The 15,839-nt window shown below is 45.4% G+C and carries 14 protein-coding genes; 10 read left to right on the top strand and 4 right to left on the bottom strand.

Annotated elements, in window-relative coordinates:
- Positions 1-2: 2 nt before the first annotated feature.
- Complete coding sequence (gene moeA / locus GXP65_RS21160) at positions 3-1,238, bottom strand: molybdopterin molybdotransferase MoeA (RefSeq protein ID WP_162093664.1); 1,236 nt, start codon at positions 1,236-1,238, stop codon at positions 3-5.
- Between the two features lie 287 nt (positions 1,239-1,525).
- Here moeA and folE point away from each other — a divergent pair, with 287 nt between their 5' ends.
- On the top strand, positions 1,526-2,179 hold the full coding sequence (gene folE, locus GXP65_RS21165; RefSeq protein WP_005373478.1) for a GTP cyclohydrolase I FolE: 654 nt from the start codon (positions 1,526-1,528) through the stop codon (positions 2,177-2,179).
- A 277-nt stretch (positions 2,180-2,456) separates the two neighbouring features.
- Positions 2,457-3,698 (top strand): NRAMP family divalent metal transporter, encoded by a 1,242-nt coding sequence (locus GXP65_RS21170; RefSeq protein WP_045403279.1) that lies wholly within the window; start codon positions 2,457-2,459, stop codon positions 3,696-3,698.
- A 49-nt stretch (positions 3,699-3,747) separates the two neighbouring features.
- Here GXP65_RS21170 and GXP65_RS21175 read toward each other — a convergent pair whose 3' ends face one another.
- Positions 3,748-4,695 carry a TDT family transporter gene (locus GXP65_RS21175; RefSeq protein ID WP_162093665.1) on the bottom strand — a complete coding sequence of 316 codons (948 nt, stop codon included), beginning with the start codon at positions 4,693-4,695 and terminating at the stop codon, positions 3,748-3,750.
- Between the two features lie 260 nt (positions 4,696-4,955).
- A complete protein-coding gene (gene clcA / locus GXP65_RS21180) occupies positions 4,956-6,362 on the bottom strand; it encodes a H(+)/Cl(-) exchange transporter ClcA (protein WP_162093666.1) in 1,407 nt (468 codons plus the stop codon).
- 662 nt (positions 6,363-7,024) lie between these two features.
- On the opposite strand from clcA, the gene GXP65_RS21185 reads away from it, so the two are divergent.
- Entirely contained in the window at positions 7,025-7,585 is a 561-nt protein-coding gene (locus GXP65_RS21185; RefSeq protein WP_162860270.1) for a hypothetical protein, read from the top strand.
- Between the two features lie 11 nt (positions 7,586-7,596).
- Here GXP65_RS21185 and GXP65_RS21190 read toward each other — a convergent pair whose 3' ends face one another.
- Entirely contained in the window at positions 7,597-8,016 is a 420-nt protein-coding gene (locus tag GXP65_RS21190; RefSeq protein WP_162093667.1) for a helix-turn-helix transcriptional regulator, read from the bottom strand.
- Between the two features lie 96 nt (positions 8,017-8,112).
- Between GXP65_RS21190 and GXP65_RS21195 the strand changes: the two genes are divergently transcribed.
- The 7 genes from GXP65_RS21195 (at position 8,113) to GXP65_RS21225 (ending at position 15,702) form a co-directional block, all read left to right on the top strand.
- Entirely contained in the window at positions 8,113-9,021 is a 909-nt protein-coding gene (locus tag GXP65_RS21195) for an aldo/keto reductase family oxidoreductase (RefSeq protein ID WP_045371724.1), read from the top strand.
- Positions 9,022-9,342: 321 nt separating this feature from the next.
- Positions 9,343-10,347: a response regulator gene (locus GXP65_RS21200; protein WP_005425987.1), complete on the top strand. Its 1,005-nt coding sequence runs from the start codon at positions 9,343-9,345 to the stop codon at positions 10,345-10,347.
- The gene (locus GXP65_RS21205; protein WP_005425904.1) at positions 10,347-10,787 is read left to right on the top strand and encodes a PAS domain-containing protein; all 441 of its coding nucleotides are present in this window, start codon (positions 10,347-10,349) and stop codon (positions 10,785-10,787) included. Before GXP65_RS21200 ends, GXP65_RS21205 begins: the two co-directional genes overlap by 1 nt.
- 109 nt (positions 10,788-10,896) lie before the next feature.
- Positions 10,897-12,432, top strand: a complete 1,536-nt coding sequence (locus tag GXP65_RS21210) for an NAD(P)H-hydrate dehydratase (protein ID WP_162093668.1) — start codon at positions 10,897-10,899, stop codon at positions 12,430-12,432.
- Positions 12,433-12,885: 453 nt separating this feature from the next.
- Entirely contained in the window at positions 12,886-13,929 is a 1,044-nt protein-coding gene (locus GXP65_RS21215; protein WP_005534869.1) for a GMP reductase, read from the top strand.
- A gap of 328 nt (positions 13,930-14,257) precedes the next feature.
- Positions 14,258-14,695, top strand: coding sequence for a BspA family leucine-rich repeat surface protein (locus tag GXP65_RS21220; RefSeq protein WP_162093669.1), 438 nt, complete (start codon positions 14,258-14,260; stop codon positions 14,693-14,695).
- Positions 14,696-14,721: 26 nt separating this feature from the next.
- Positions 14,722-15,702, top strand: a complete 981-nt coding sequence (locus GXP65_RS21225) for a BspA family leucine-rich repeat surface protein (RefSeq protein ID WP_162093670.1) — start codon at positions 14,722-14,724, stop codon at positions 15,700-15,702.
- The last annotated feature ends 137 nt before the right edge of the window (positions 15,703-15,839 follow it).

Below are 15,839 nucleotides of genomic sequence, written 5' to 3' on the forward strand. Positions count from 1 at the left end.
TCCTAGTATAGGGTTGAGTTGAATAGTTGGATCTGAACCGTTTCACCTACTTCAACACGGCCGCGCTCACGCTCTAACACAACAAAACAGTTCGCTAGGCTCATGGAGCGGAATGCGCCAGAGCTTTGGTTACCGGTTGTTTCAACTACAAACTTGCCATCTTCCAATGTGTAGATACCACGTTGGTAATCGGTACGCCCCGGTGCTTTCTTAAAGGCGGTTTTGGTTGTTGCAGGAATAGACTCAGGTGCTTTCCATTCTGTATGGCCTGCAAGTTTTGCCAGCATCGGTTGAACAAGCACGTACATGGTAAGTACGGCAGAAACAGGGTTACCCGGCAGACCACAGAACCAAGCAGTACTTAGCTTGCCAAATGCGAAAGGTTTACCCGGCTTGATTGCTAGCTTCCAGAAGCCAATTTCACCAAGCTCTTCAAGAATGTCTTTGGTGTAATCCGCTTCGCCGACGCTAACACCACCAGAGGTAACAACGACATCAGCCAACGTTTGCGCTTGTTCAAAAGTTGCTTTCAGAGTCTCTGGGCAATCTGGAATGATGCCAAGATCAATCGCCTCACAACCGAAGTTCTCGATAAGCGGTTTAATACCGTAACGGTTGCTGTCGTAGATCTGACCTTCGTCTAATGGTTCGCCTAGTGGTTTAAGTTCATCACCAGTAGAGAAGAAAGCAACTTTTGGTTTACGCGCTACCGTCACATGGCTTACACCAAGAGACGCAATCATCGGAATATCGCGAGGTGTTAAACGCGCACCTTGTGCAAGCACGATGTCGCCCTGCTTGATGTCGTCACCTGTTGGGCGGATGTTGTTTTGCGACTTTACGTCAGTTTGGTTGAACTGAATGCCAGCATCCGTGATTTCTGTGTTTTCTTGCATGATAACGGCGTCGCAACCTTCAGGGATTTTGGCGCCAGTCATGATACGAACACAAGTGCCTGATGGCCATTCACCTTCAAAAGGTTGTCCTGCAAATGATTTACCTGCTAGAGGCAATACAGAAGACGACTCAAGATCTTGAATGCGAATTGCGTAACCATCCATTGCTGAGTTATCGAATGGCGGTACGTGAATAGGAGACAAGATGTCTTCTGCCAGTACAAAACCGAGTGCTTCAGCAAGTGGAAGAGAAAGCGTAGTTTGGATAGGTTTGATTCGCGATAGCATATTGTCCATCGCTTCTTCAATTGGCATCAAGCCAGGTGCGTCGCAGCAGCCCATTGAGAAAATCCTGTGTTCTTTTGTTTTGTGGCAACTTTACCATAAAAAGGGGACTGAGTAAGAATGTCCACCTATAAAATATGGGTGTAATTATTCAAAAATCCGAGTATCCTTGTCAGCCATCCGAAAGGGGTAAAAAGCCCGCGGAGCTCAATAAAATCAGCTCAGTACCTATATTTGATGTGACTTGGTGTAAAGACACGAAACTGAGCAACTCAAAGCGAAAAATATGAATGCAATTTTGATTGGGTTTGTATAAAAGCGGAAGTAACAAAAGAGGAAGTGGAATGTCAGGTCTTAGCGAGTCAGCGAAGTTAGTAAAAGAAGCGCTAGAGCAACGCGGTTTGGAAACGCCAATGCGTCCAAACAACGTAAGTCGTGAGGAGAAGAAAGAGAAGATCGAACACCACATGCGTGAGATCTTAGGTCTGCTTCAACTTGACCTTACCGACGATAGCCTAGAAGAAACCCCTCACCGCATTGCTAAGATGTACGTCGACGAAATCTTCTCTGGTTTGGATTACTCCAACTTCCCGAAAATCACGGTGATTGAGAACAAGATGAACGTGAGCGAGATGGTTCGCGTGAAGGACATCACCGTGACCAGTACTTGTGAACACCACCTTGTGACCATCGATGGCAAGGCTGCTGTGGCTTACATCCCACGTGGCAAGATCATTGGCTTATCAAAGATCAACCGTATCGTTCGCTTCTTTGCCCAGCGCCCACAAGTACAAGAACGTATGACACAGCAGATTCTTGTTGCACTTCAAACGTTGCTTGAGTCTGATGATGTGGCAGTGACGATTGACGCAACACACTACTGCGTAAAATCTCGTGGTGTGATGGATGCAACCAGCGAAACGACGACAACAGCTTTGGGTGGCATCTTCAAAAGCAATCCAGCAACGCGTGCCGAATTTCTGCATGGTTTACGCTAAGTAACCAAGCAATATTTTAAGAGGATGGCAAACGCCATCCTTTTTTATATCTGTCTGAAATGAATAATGATTTGACAATGAATACGACAAAAATCATTTATCGATTTCTGTGTTGACAGTCACAGGCGATAGACTTAATATCCGCGCCCAGCAAACGGTTGCGAAGGCTTCATTTCTCTATTCGTTCTGCCCAATTTGATTCTTCAAGCTCAGCTGATCTCGGTCAGTTGTCTTTCTGTTTTCTAATAGTAGAAAGGCAACAAAATTGAGATTTGGCATGACCACACAAACCACCATCAACTCGACTGCTCCAGCTTCTATTCAAGCATCGGAAAACAGTTGGCAAAAGAAAGCAATTCTTAGTGTCGCGTTCTTAATGGCGACCACATCTGTTGGACCTGGCTTTTTAACCCAAACGGCGGTCTTCACCAACATCTACAAAATCGACATGGCATTCCCTGTGTTTGCATCCATGTTTATCACTTTTGGTATTGTGATGAACTTGTGGCGTATCGTAGGTGTGTCTGGTATGCGCATTCAAGACATTGCCAACAAAGTCGCACCGGGTATGGGCTACGTGGTGGGCATTCTGCTGGCACTTGGCGCGGTTGCATTTAACTTCGGTAACGTAAGTGGTTCTGCGCTCGGTATTAATGTACTAACGGGTGTAGATACCACTTGGGGTGCGCTGTTCACTGGTGTGGTCGGTTGTTTGCTGTTTGTGGTGCACAACGCTTCTAAACGCATGGACCAAATGGCACGTTACCTTGGTTTGTTTATGATCATTCTGATCGCGTACGTTGCTATGACCAGTTTGCCACCAATGGGGGAGACCTTGAGCGCAGCGGTAATGCCTACGGATGTTGGCAGCCTGTTATTACCAACGCTAACTATCGTTGGTGGCGCAGTCGGTGGCTATTACACAGGCGCACAGCGTTTGGTTGATATCGGCTTGCAAGGTAAAGACAACGTACCCGCTATCAAAACCGCCGCTTGGGCCGGTATTTCCATTGCCGTGGTGATTCGCATTCTGTTGTTCTTGGCGGTGTTCGGTGTGATAGCGACAGGCGCCACGTTGGATTCTGCAAACCCAGCCGCAGATGCGTTCCGTCAAGGAGCAGGTGAAGTCGGTTACTTTATCTTTGGCTTGGTACTGTTTGTTGCCTCGATCACCTCTGTTGTGGGTAACTCGTACATGGCGATCTCTCTTATCAAAACCTTGTTCCCAATCGTGGCTCGTAATGAGAAAGCGTGGTGTGTCGGCTTCATTATCATCACATCACTTGGCACAGTGACGATGAACATGCCGATTCTGCTGCTTATGTTGGCTGGCCTAGTTAACAGTATTATTCTGCCAATCGTTTTAGGTATGGTGTTAGTGGCGACACGCAGAAAAGACATCGTTGGCGACTACAAACACCCAGCCTACTTAACGCTGACAGGGATTGCGATTGTGGTGGTAATGGCGGCGTCAAGCGTGACCAACACCAGCAACTTTATGACAAAGTTCATCGGGTAACGTTGCTCGCTTAAGACAAAAGAAAACGGCTTCACAATGAGGTCGTTTTTTATATTTGCTTGGAAGGTGTTCTGATGAGTTCTGGCCAGTACATTTTTACATAGCCAGCGGAAACCCAAACCACGAGCACGGTGGCAACGCTCAATTCAAGAAATCCAAAATCGTGTAACCAATGCCACTGTGGGTAGGATTCTGCAAAAAAAGTGGTGAGACGATGCATCGCAATCGCGCTGATAACAGAAGGGAAGGTAACTGCAGCAATAGATGGCTGGAACTTCAAGCGCATCAAACGGAAATAACACAGGTAAATCAACAACGTCATAGTGATGGCGATGCCTGCTAATGCGCCTGTCAGTATCGGATCTGGCTCGCCAAAGTTGACCAAATAAGCCGCTAAAGACAAGTTCACCGGAGCTGCCATGATCGCCAATGTTGGGCGTGCGCGACGCGGAAGAGAACCAAAGAACACAAGGCGATAAAGCACTAATGGCAACATAAAGAAGTAAATGCCAATGCACATCATCGCCAAGGTTTCAGAAAACACATTATGGCCGAATTGGGAACCTGCAAGGGAAGAGCTGATCAAACCAACAGGATATAAGAACCAACTTGGCACGATGTTCGACATCTTGAAGTTCATGATCTGGAAACCAAAGAACAACACCATCATCGTAAAGTGAAGTAACACCGCCATAAACCAAAGCGGATAAGCTACGATTGGTGCAACCGCAGCAAGGTAGTCACATAGCATGAGTAACGCCATACTCATCGGAGCCATTAAGCTACCGCTCAGAGGGTGCTTGATGTCCGCCATAAATAGGCGAGGGCTGGTGGCGTATTTCAGCAGAACAGGGGTAAGAAGCAGTGCTCCGAGTGAAGCAAGGAATGGTCTGATTGGCTCACCAATCTCTGGGATATATAAAGCCCAAGCTTGTCCAAGCCCTATCATGCCTAGTGCCAGCGCCGCTTGTGATGGCGGGACACTATAAAACTGCACAAGTCTTCTCCAGTTCAAAACTACTCCGAGATTGGGTGATTTACTCTAATTTGAGCCGCGAATACTAACAAGTTTAACGGCTTCTTACCCTTAGTTATTATAAGTAAATATCAGAGAGTGGGAATTTTGTGAGTTTGATAGGTTATTTTTGTAGAGAGATGTAAAAATGCAAAATTACTGGCTCCAAATCATGGTCCTTTATGAAAGATAATTTGGAGCCTGTTTAGCCAAGCATCTCGAAGTTACTTGGATATATCAACTTATGCTTGGTTTTCTGGTAGGTCTTGTTGACGTAGTTTGTCATTTTTAAGCGTACGATGTAGCAATTGGCTGTAAATCGGTTGCCCGCCAAGTAACTGCGCTACGATTACCGCACCTAAGCTAGTAATGATGAGAGGCAGAATTAAGTAGTAGTTATTTGTCATCTCGATAACCAGCAAGATGCCAGTGATTGGAGCGCGTACTGTCGCTGCGAATAACGCTCCCATGCCTGCAATTGCGAATACACCCGGCTCGATAGTCAGTGAAGGCAACAGCATGTCTGCACTGGCACCGAATGCGTAGCCAAAGAGAGTACCAAGCGCCAGCATTGGTGCAAAAATACCACCAGGCGCACCAGAGCCGAAACAAAGTAGGGTGGTAATCACGCGACCAACGAACAGCATGACTAAAATCGAGATCGAGTAATTACCATTGGTAATATCTGGGATCAAGCCAATACCACCACCGGTAAGCTGTGGCACGTAAAGCAGCAACAGACCAAATACGCCGCCTAAAATGGTACCTGTGATTAGGTAGCGTTTACGGTCGTTTTTATGCAATGCAACAAAGCTGTCTTGTGCAATGGTTATCAGTTTGTTGAATACAACACCAAACACGCCGAACAAAGAACCGAGAAGCAGGAACAACCATAACGATTGCAATTCAGGAGATTGGTATTGTGGCATGGTGATAACGGCTTCTTGACCGTTGATGGCTCGAAACACAATGTTTGCCATGATCGCTGAAATGATCACCGCTCGGATAGAAATCAACGAGTAGCGAAATTGAGGGCGCATTTCCTCAACCACAAACATAATGCCAGCTAATGGCGCGTTAAAAGCCGCGGCCAAACCACCGGCTGCACCGGAGGCTAATAATGAGTGGCGCGTATCATCGTCTTTAATACGGAAGATGTCAGTGACCATGCGACCAACGGCACCACCCATTTGTACGGTAGGGCCTTCACGGCCTAAAACCATACCTGAACCAAGCGCACCCATACCGCCAAAGAACTTCACAGGGATGACTCGCCACCAACGTACAGGGCGGATGTTATCCATTGCGCCTTCGATCTCAGGAATACCTGAGCCAGATGCTTCAGGAGCAAAACGGTGAACAAGGTAATAACCGATAAATGCCAAGGTTGCACTGATTAGAATCGCTGCAAGCCACAAAGGCAGTACGCTACCGATTTCGCTTTTTAACCACTCGGTACGAGTTTCTGAAACAAAGTGAACTGCAATTTCGAAGTAGGTGCCGACAAGGCCTGCTAACGTACCAACGATTGCGGCCATAAAGAGGACGGAAAATGATGTTGGCGTTGACCCTCGAGAGACAAACTGGTTAATCGCATCTTTCGGTACGTGCGCTAACACAGATTTCACAATTCTCTCGCGTTTGGTCATTAACAGATTCTCCTAGACTACTAATTGGAAGGGACGAAAGAAATTATACGCTCACGAGAGTCTAGACCTAATCAATAAAGATGCAATTTAGCTTTCCACTATTGAGCGGTTCAAGTATCAATTGTCTAAATATTGATTAATATTGTGCTATTGGTCCCATATTTGGCGCTATTTTTTTATTGGTAAAACTTGTTTTCTGAGCGAAATGAACCATGCTTTAAGTGTAAAGCAACATGACTGCTTCAGAAGGAGGGATGTGAGGTTTTACACACAATTTGGATGGATTCAAACCCTACAGAAATTCCTCGTCATTTGTTCGGGACGCATCAATAGTCTTCCCGATTCGCATACTCACGATTGAGTCACGAGGCAGAGGCGCACGCACTGTGCGCCTTTTTAATGCCTGCTTGATCCTGAACGTTCCATTCCCTACAAAAAAATAGAATGCAATGTTGATAAATCTAAATGGTATGGTGTTCTGTTTGTCGTAATGGTTCTCAGCGTGATGGATTACGCAGTTTAGGCTTTGTACAAAGATTGATGCGGACTAGAAGGTCCGCTTTTTTGTACCTGAAATTCGACATCACACCTTGCTTCTCGCTCGACTTACAGCAAAGATAAAGCTCTTATTCATCTTCTTGAGTTAGCTTAATAGTAAGGCCATGCTGCGTTTTTCTTTTTGTTCGTTGCTCTCCCTCTGTTTATTGACGCAAACTGCTTATGCGCAGGGGGCATGGTGGCAAGTTATATTATCGGACGCATCTGTCGTTGAGGTTCAACAGACTTTGCAAGAGGGCGGAGAGTGGTATACCTGTGAGGCGCAAGAAAGTGCAGGTGCATTCTGTTTGGATGACTTTCACTACTATCAGCAACATCTCTATGGAGAAGCAACAACAGAGGCAAAAGCAATACGTCTTATCTTTCTCACGGACTACCAACCGCAAAATCTAAGTGAGCTGATATTGAACCTGAGAAAAGATGGATTGGTGATGAAGCGAATAGCAATACAAGGTGAGCAGTACGATGTTGCTGCGGCTTTAAAACACAATTCACCAGAAGCTGTCGACAAAGCACTGGTCCTATTTATCAACCGATACCCTCAGCAAGTACCACGTCGTATTGATTGGGTTTTAGCACAAGAGTTTGGTTCTCCAGCGCCAAGATTAAACGTCACCTTAAACAGTGATGGCGAGATGATTGAGCTAGAGGTGATTCGTTTCTAAAGTGCCATGCTTTAGCTCTCTGATGTTTCCGTTTTATTCTCATGGTGCAAGGCTAAAAATGTAGCCATTGCTGACTCGTCCAAAAATCCATCCGACTTTTTATGAGCACGCAGATACTGGTAACCCGCAATCAGTTTGCGATGTTGTGCTTCTTCAACCTGAGAGATCGTTCCATTCATGACGTGCTGGAAGGCAAGTCTGTAGGCTTCCATATCCACAACCTCTGCCTGACGGTATAAATAGCCACAGCCGGTGGCTAGCCACTCCAATGAGCAGTTGGCTCGCATTGCGATTTGGTTGGCTTTGGTTAAGCTGGGTTCGCTTCCTTTGAGGTATTTGCGAATTAAAGCCTCGGAGACGTCGACGCGTCGGGCAAAACCGCTGATGCTTTCTTCGCCAATTAACGTGGCGAGTCGTTGGGCAAAAGACATATTTCGTACTCCAGTTCGAATTGCGAAAGTTTACCCGTTGAGCAAGCGGTAAAACAAGACTAGGATGAATGCAGATTAAGAAAAGGAGAGAAACCCATGGTTGCAAAAGTAGTGACTGCACCAAACGGTCCAGAGTTTTCTGAGCTGGTTCAAGGATATTGGCGTGCAGTAGATTGGGGCATGACAGCGCAAGAGCGTTTGTCGTTCCTAAAGCAACACATTGAGTTAGGTATTACCACCGTTGATCATGCTGACATTTACGGTAATTACGAATGTGAAGCGTTGTTTGGTGAAGCATTAGCACTAGACAAGAGCGTTCGAGAGCAAATTCAGATCGTGACAAAGTGCGACATCAATTTATGTGGTGACAAAACGCCAGAGCGTAAGATTAACCACTATGACACCAGCGCTGCACACATCTATCAATCCGTGAACAACTCGCTTGAGAGACTCAAAGTCGACGAGATTGACGTTCTACTGATTCACCGTCCAGACGTGTTGATGGACGCAGATGAGGTTGCAGAAGCGTTCTCTGAGCTACATAAAGTGGGTAAAGTTAAGCACTTTGGTGTTTCTAACTTTACGCCGCGTCAATTCGAGCTTCTTCAATCGCGTTTAAGCAAACCTCTTGTGACTAACCAAGTGGAAATAAACCCACTGAACTTTGAAGTGGCACACGATGGTACGTTAGATATACTTCAAACACATCGTGTTCGTCCAATGGCATGGTCATGTTTGGGTGGTGGTTCCATTTTCACTGGTGATACAGAGCAAGCGGTTCGTGTTCGTAACGAACTGGAAGCTATTCGAGAAGAAGTGGGTGCAAACAGCATTGATGAAGTCATTTACGCTTGGGTTCGTCGCTTACCTTCTAAACCAATGCCAATTATCGGTTCTGGTAAAATTGAGCGCGTTCACGCAGCAGTGAATGCTTTGAACATTGAACTCACTCGTGAGCAATGGTACCGAGTTTGGGTAGCATCAAAAGGTCACGGTGTGCCATAGAAAGCACAATAATCAAACGAAAAGTAAGGCGCTCTCATCGGGTGCCTTTTTTATTTGCTATTCAGCTGAAAGAGCTGGGGCCGATAAAGGCAACCCCTTGCGTATCAAGCTCTGTAGAAGTTTTAATCACTCCTGCGCAATGTCACTAAATGTATAGGGAATTCGGGATTTTCTCGTTTCACTGGTTCACTCATCTATTCATATTGCGTATGCTTACCCAGTAAACAACAAAGAAAAAACTCCTCGTCAGTTTCTTCGTATTATAGGCGGTATCAATCTGTTAGACTCCTGCGCAGATTGTTGAATATTAAAGGTGGTAGAATGTCTTTTCCTGTACTCATCTGTGATGATTCAGCGTTAGCACGCAAGCAGATGGCAAGATCACTGCCAGCAACATTGAATGCAGACGTGACATTTGCCATTCATGGTAAAAATGCGCTTGAAGAGTTGGCGCAAAAAGAATTCAAGCTGATGTTTCTCGACCTCACTATGCCAGAAATGGACGGTTTTGAAACATTAGAAAATATGAAACGCTTGGGGATCCAAACGCCCGTGGTGGTTGTGTCTGGTGATATTCAACCTAAAGCGAAAGAGCGTGTCTTTGCGCTCGGTGCGAAAGCATTTATCCAAAAGCCGATTGGTAAAGATGAGCTTAAGGCGACGTTAAAAGAGCTGATAGAGCCTAATGATCGTCCCCAAGTCATTACTCCTACCACGATTGAATTACCCATTCTGCGTCGCCGCGACATCTATATGGAAGTGGCTAACGTCTCTATTGGTCGTGCGGCCGACGCGCTAGCTCGCCACTTTGATGTGTTTGTTCAGCTCCCTCTTCCAAACGTGAATATCTTTGAAGTCAGTGAGCTGCACATGGCGCTACGAGACTTAGCTTCTCACGATAACGTCTCCGGTGTTTGCCAAGGTTTTTGTGGCGAAGGCATTGCAGGCGAGGCACTGGTCATTCTCAGTGACTCCAGCGTTTCCGATCTTAAGAAACTGATGAAGGTGCCAGCGGACAGCGAAGAGTTAGAAGAGCTTGAGTTGTTGATGGACATATCCAATATCTTAGTCGGTTCATTCTTAAATGGTTTAGGTGAGCAATCTGAGGTGCGATTCTTCCAAAGCTCTCCAGTATTGCTTGGACAACATATCTCCATTGATTCCATCATCGAATCAACCACAGGGGCATTTAGCCGAACCATGACATTCGAGGTCAGCTACAACATTGAAGGCACCTCTATCCGTTGTGATCTACTGTTTATGTTTGTTGATGAGTCACTGCCGTTACTGGATAACAAACTGTCGTACCTAATGGAGGATTTCTAATGCTGAACTTACCTGCAGAATTTGAACAATTCCATTGGATGGTCGACATGGTGCAGAATGTCGACATGGGTTTAGTTGTGATCGATAAAGACTACAACGTTCAAGTGTGGAACGGCTTTATGACGCACCACAGCGGCTTGCAATCTCACGAAGCCATTGGGCGCTCAATCTTTGATATCTTTCCTGAGATCCCGCAAGAGTGGTTCAAGCTAAAAACCAAGCCTGTTTATGATTTAGGGTGTCGAAGCTTTATCACATGGCGTCAGCGTCCGTATTTGTTCCGTTGCCGCAACGTTCGACCAGTGACGCAACAAGCGGAGTTCATGTACCAAAACGTGACGCTTAACCCAATGCGCACCCCAACAGGAAAAATCAACTCACTGTTTTTGTCCATTCAAGATGCAACGGCAGAAGCTTTGATGTCTCAGCAGCAAACTTGATGTCGCAACAGCAAAAATAAAGCTTGAGAAAATAAACGCGCAAAAGCCGAGGTTCGCCTCGGCTTTTTCGTATACTTAAATCGTGTCTTTTGAACCGTAGAATATCGTTATGGATTTTAATCTCGCCCTCAAGCTCTATACCGCAGAGCAAGTCAGAAATGGAGAAGTGATCGCAGCTCAAATGGCTGGAGTCTCGATGTACAGTTTGATGCAGCGTGCTGGCATGGCGGTTTACGAGCGATTTCTCCACCTTTATCCAAAGGCTCGAACTGTGCTGGTGGTTTGCGGAAAAGGGAACAACGGTGGGGATGGGTATGTGTTTGCCACTCTCGCAAAACAGGCACAGTTGAATGTTCGTGTCTTCCAGCTAGGTGACACTACATCACTGAAAGGGGATGCTTTGCGAGCGTTTGAAGATTGGCAGTCTGTGGATGGCGAGAATAGTTCTTGGGATGATTGGCACACAGCGCTTTTGGAGGTGGACGTTATCATTGATGCCATGCTTGGTACAGGGCTCTCTGGTGAAGTAAGGCATGAATATCGTCGCTACATTGATCAAGTTAATCAAATTCATTGTCCAGTCATCTCAATCGATATTCCTTCGGGGTTAAGTGCAGACACAGGTTCCGTGCTCGGAGATGCCATACAAGCGGATCATACGGTGACTTTTATTGGTGTGAAGCAAGGCTTATGCACAGGGCAGGCGAGAGACTACGTCGGTGAGCTGCATTTTTCTGGCTTGGGTGTAAACGTCGAGTTTGAGTCGATTGAAGAAGAAAGTGCGTTAGGCATCGATCATCTAATTATCAGAAGGTTACTGCCAGAAAGAAAAGCCACAGCCCACAAAGGGAATAATGGCAAGCTCTTATGTATAGGTGGTAATCAAGGCATGTCTGGCGCCATTCGCTTGTGCGCCTCAGCTGCAGTAAGAACAGGCGCAGGACTTACGGCTGCTCTGACACACCCGAGCTCTTTATTGCCATTGCAAGTTGGCTCTCCAGAAGTCATGAGTCAGGCTATTACGTTTGATGAGCTAAAAGAGCAGGACAACGAACTGATTAAACGGACACGTTGGGCGGATGCCTTAGCTTTTGGTCCTGGTTTCGGTGAGGATGAATGGGCGCATCAGGCATACCAGCTCTTATCTCAGCAATACAAACCTAAGGTCGTGGATGCTGATGGACTCAATATTCTTGCGATGCTGAATCAACGTAATAATGTCGTGGTTCTACGAGATGAACAGCGTGTTATGACACCACACCCAGGAGAGGCAGCCCGTTTACTTAATGTCTCAACTAAGGAAATAGAGCAAGACCGCTTTGCTGCCGCGAGACAGCTCCATGAACGTTATGGCGGTGTCATTGTACTTAAGGGCGCAGGGACGCTTATCTATGATGGGGTAAGAATGTACGTGTGTCTTGCTGGGAATCCGGGAATGGCAAGTGGTGGAATGGGTGATGTGCTCTCTGGTGTGATTGCCGCGCTGCTTGCCAAAGGGTTACCTATTGCTGTTGCTGCACGTTTGGGAGTGATGCTTCATAGTCACGCCGCGGACATTAATGTTCAACAAAAAGGTGAGATTGGGCTACTAGCAAGCGATGTTATTGAATCACTTCGATGCGCTATAAACGTCACAGAGAGCTAGTTCGTGCTTGATACACTCAAAAAAGTGGCAGAAAAACGATGTGGAGCATGAAAAAAATTAGAAAATTACTCTTGTACAAACCGACTAATAAGTATCGTTTGATGCAATTTTGAGCATTTATGAGAAACTGAACGGTAAAAAGCTATCGGTTTCACGCAAAGGTTTGCGCAAAGGATTAAATGGTGGTGGGTTTTAACTGTCTGATATTGTTAATAAAGTTATGATTTTGGGGAGAGGTGCGGTGTTTTTGATATGCGATTTCCAAGATGGTATCACAAAAAAAATTCAAATATCAGACTTGTAGGAAAGAAATCACAGCCTATAATGCTGAAAACCGGAGCGTCTGCCAACGCTCCGGTTTTTTTGTGTCCGAAGAACAGTGAACTCGTCTGCCAACGACTTCACTACGCACTCTGAGATGACACATATACTTATGAATCAAGGAATTACACAATGCGTATCGAACAAGAACTTAAGTTAGGTTTCAAAGATGTACTGTTTCGCCCGAAACGTTCAACCCTTAAGAGCCGTTCTCAAGTAAATTTAACCCGCGATTTTACATTCAAGCACAGTGGCCGTCAATGGTCTGGTGTACCTGTAATTGCGGCGAACATGGATTCGGTTGGTAGCTTCGCAATGGCGAAGGCACTAGCAGAGCATGGTGTAATGACCGCTGTTCACAAACACTACACAGTAGAAGACTGGGCTGAGTTTGCGAAAACAGCAGATAAAGCAACACTAAACAACGTTATGGTTTCTACGGGTACGTCTGAAGCCGACTTCCAAAAAACCAAAGACATCATGGCGATCTCTGATGAGTTTATCTTCATCTGTATCGATATCGCTAACGGTTACTCAGAGCACCTAGTCGAGTACGTACAACGTGTACGTGCTGCATTCCCAGACAAAGTTATCTCTGCAGGTAACGTAGTGACTGGCGATATGTGTGAAGAGCTAATCCTAGCGGGCGCAGACATCGTTAAAGTGGGTATCGGCCCAGGTTCTGTATGTACTACACGTGTTAAAACAGGTGTTGGTTACCCTCAACTATCTGCAATCATCGAGTGTGGTGATGCAGCACACGGCCTTGGCGGCATGATCATCGGTGACGGTGGCTGTTCATGTGCGGGTGACGTTGCAAAAGCATTCGGCGGCGGCGCTGACTTCGTAATGCTAGGCGGTATGCTAGCAGGTCACGAAGAGTCAGGCGGTGAAGTGATCGAACAAGACGGCAAGAAGTTCATGAAATTCTATGGAATGTCGTCGAAGAGCGCGATGGACAAGCACTCTGGTGGTGTTGCTGGCTACCGTGCCGCTGAAGGTAAAACTGTACTTCTACCATTCCGTGGCAGCGTTCACGGTACTATCCAAGACATCCTTGGCGGTGTTCGCTCAACATGTACTTACGTAGGTGCAGCTAAGCTTAAAGAGCTAACCAAACGTACTACGTTCATCCGCGTACAAGAGCAAGAAAACAACGTATTCGGTAAAGAATAAGTTTTTGCTTAAATAGAAATAGATAGATTAAGAGCCGCAGTTTGCGGCTCTTTTTTTGTTCAAAAAACGAAATGCCAAAAGACTGATACGGTAAATAGCCGTTACTTAAGTAAACTTAGAAAATACACTGACTATATTCAACACAATTATCGGAACATCTCACAAAGAGCGCTCTTTATAATGAATTCTGTTATTACTGTGAGGTGTTTATTGGGCTAAAGAATGCATTTTTACTGATTTAGTTAATTTAAAACCTCTATTAGTGAAACTGATAAAATTGCTTTTTATATGATCGAGATTCGTTTTATAAGACACGGATATCTTGATCATGAAGCTACGTTCGATTATTTCAGCCTGCTTGCTACTAAGTTGTAGCCAAACCTTTGCCAGTGAACCAGAAACGGTGACTTGCGAATCAAACAAACCAGGAACCGTGATGGTTCTAGAAGATGAGTTGTTTGTGGTCGTCAATGACACGCTAATCCGCAATTCAGACTACTGGCAAAACTTTCTGGATGGCAACATCCTACTGTGCACCAGCCATGTGACGGACATGAGCGACCTGTTCGCTAAAGACCAATACTTCAATCAAGACATCAGCCGCTGGGATACTTCCCGTGTTACCAATATGGACCGTATGTTCTCCGGCGCAAAACGCTTTGACCAAGATTTGACCTACTGGAACGTCAAGCGCGTCTCTCGTCATACCGACTTCGCTAAAGACAGTGGCCTGTCTGAAGATAACCTTCCAACTTTTACGCAATAACGTCTATTCAACCCTAGGAAAATACAATGAAAAGAACCATAGCCTCACTTCTTGTGGGCGCAGCCGCGCTTGCTAGCCAAACCGCTTTTGCTGCTGATATCTCAGTGAAATGCCCTGACCAAGCCGTTAACTCCGTGATGATTGAAAACGGGCAAGTTTATGTAGTAGTGGATAACGCTCTAATCAAAGATAAGGCTTTGTTAGATAACTTAGAGCAAGGTCATATTCGCTTTTGTACCACCCAGGTAACGTCCATGAGCTCTGTATTTAAAGATCGTGAAACGTTTAATGCTGATATTAGCGATTGGGATACATCGAATGTAATAAATATGGCTCATATGTTTAGTGGAGCGTATGAATTTAACCAGGATATTGGTCACTGGGACACGTCAAAAGTCACCTCAATGCTTTACATGTTCGGTAAATTTAACTCGTTCAATAAGATAAAATTTAACCAAGATATAGGTCACTGGGATACATCGAATGTGACGGAGATGATTGGCATGTTTAGGGGGGCTTACAACTTCAATCAAGATATAGGTCACTGGGATACATCTAATGTACGGAGTATGAAAGGCATGTTTTATAGTGCTTTCAAATTCAACCAAGATGTAGGTTATTGGGACACATCAAATGTATCGGATATGAGTGATATGTTCAGAGGAGCCAAAGTTTTCAACCAAGATATAGGTTATTGGGACACATCAAATGTAAAGTATATGCAAGGCATGTTTACTACTGCTGATGCCTTTAATCAAGATATAGGTCGCTGGGATACATCTCAAGTCAGGTTAATGAGCAGCATGTTCTATAGTGCAGATGCCTTTGACCAAGATATAGGTTACTGGGATACATCTAATGTGACGAGTATGGTACAGATGTTTGAAAGGGCGGAGGTATTTAACCAAAACCTAACCAATTGGAATGTGAGTAAGGTAACGGAGCATACTGACTTTGCGAAAGACAGTGCTTTGACTGAAGAACATCTGCCAATTTTCGTAAACTAACTCTCTGAGCGGTTTTACTAAACAAAAGCCAGTGTTGATTGATTCAACGCTGGCTTTTTTGTTTAGAAGTGACGCTAGCGAGAGGATACCGGTTAGTTCAACCCAGAGCACATAAAGTCGAATAAAAAACGGCGGCA

Source organism: Vibrio sp. LB10LO1, assembly GCF_010092875.1.
In the GTDB taxonomy this organism is placed as follows: Bacteria; Pseudomonadota; Gammaproteobacteria; order Enterobacterales; family Vibrionaceae; genus Vibrio; species Vibrio campbellii.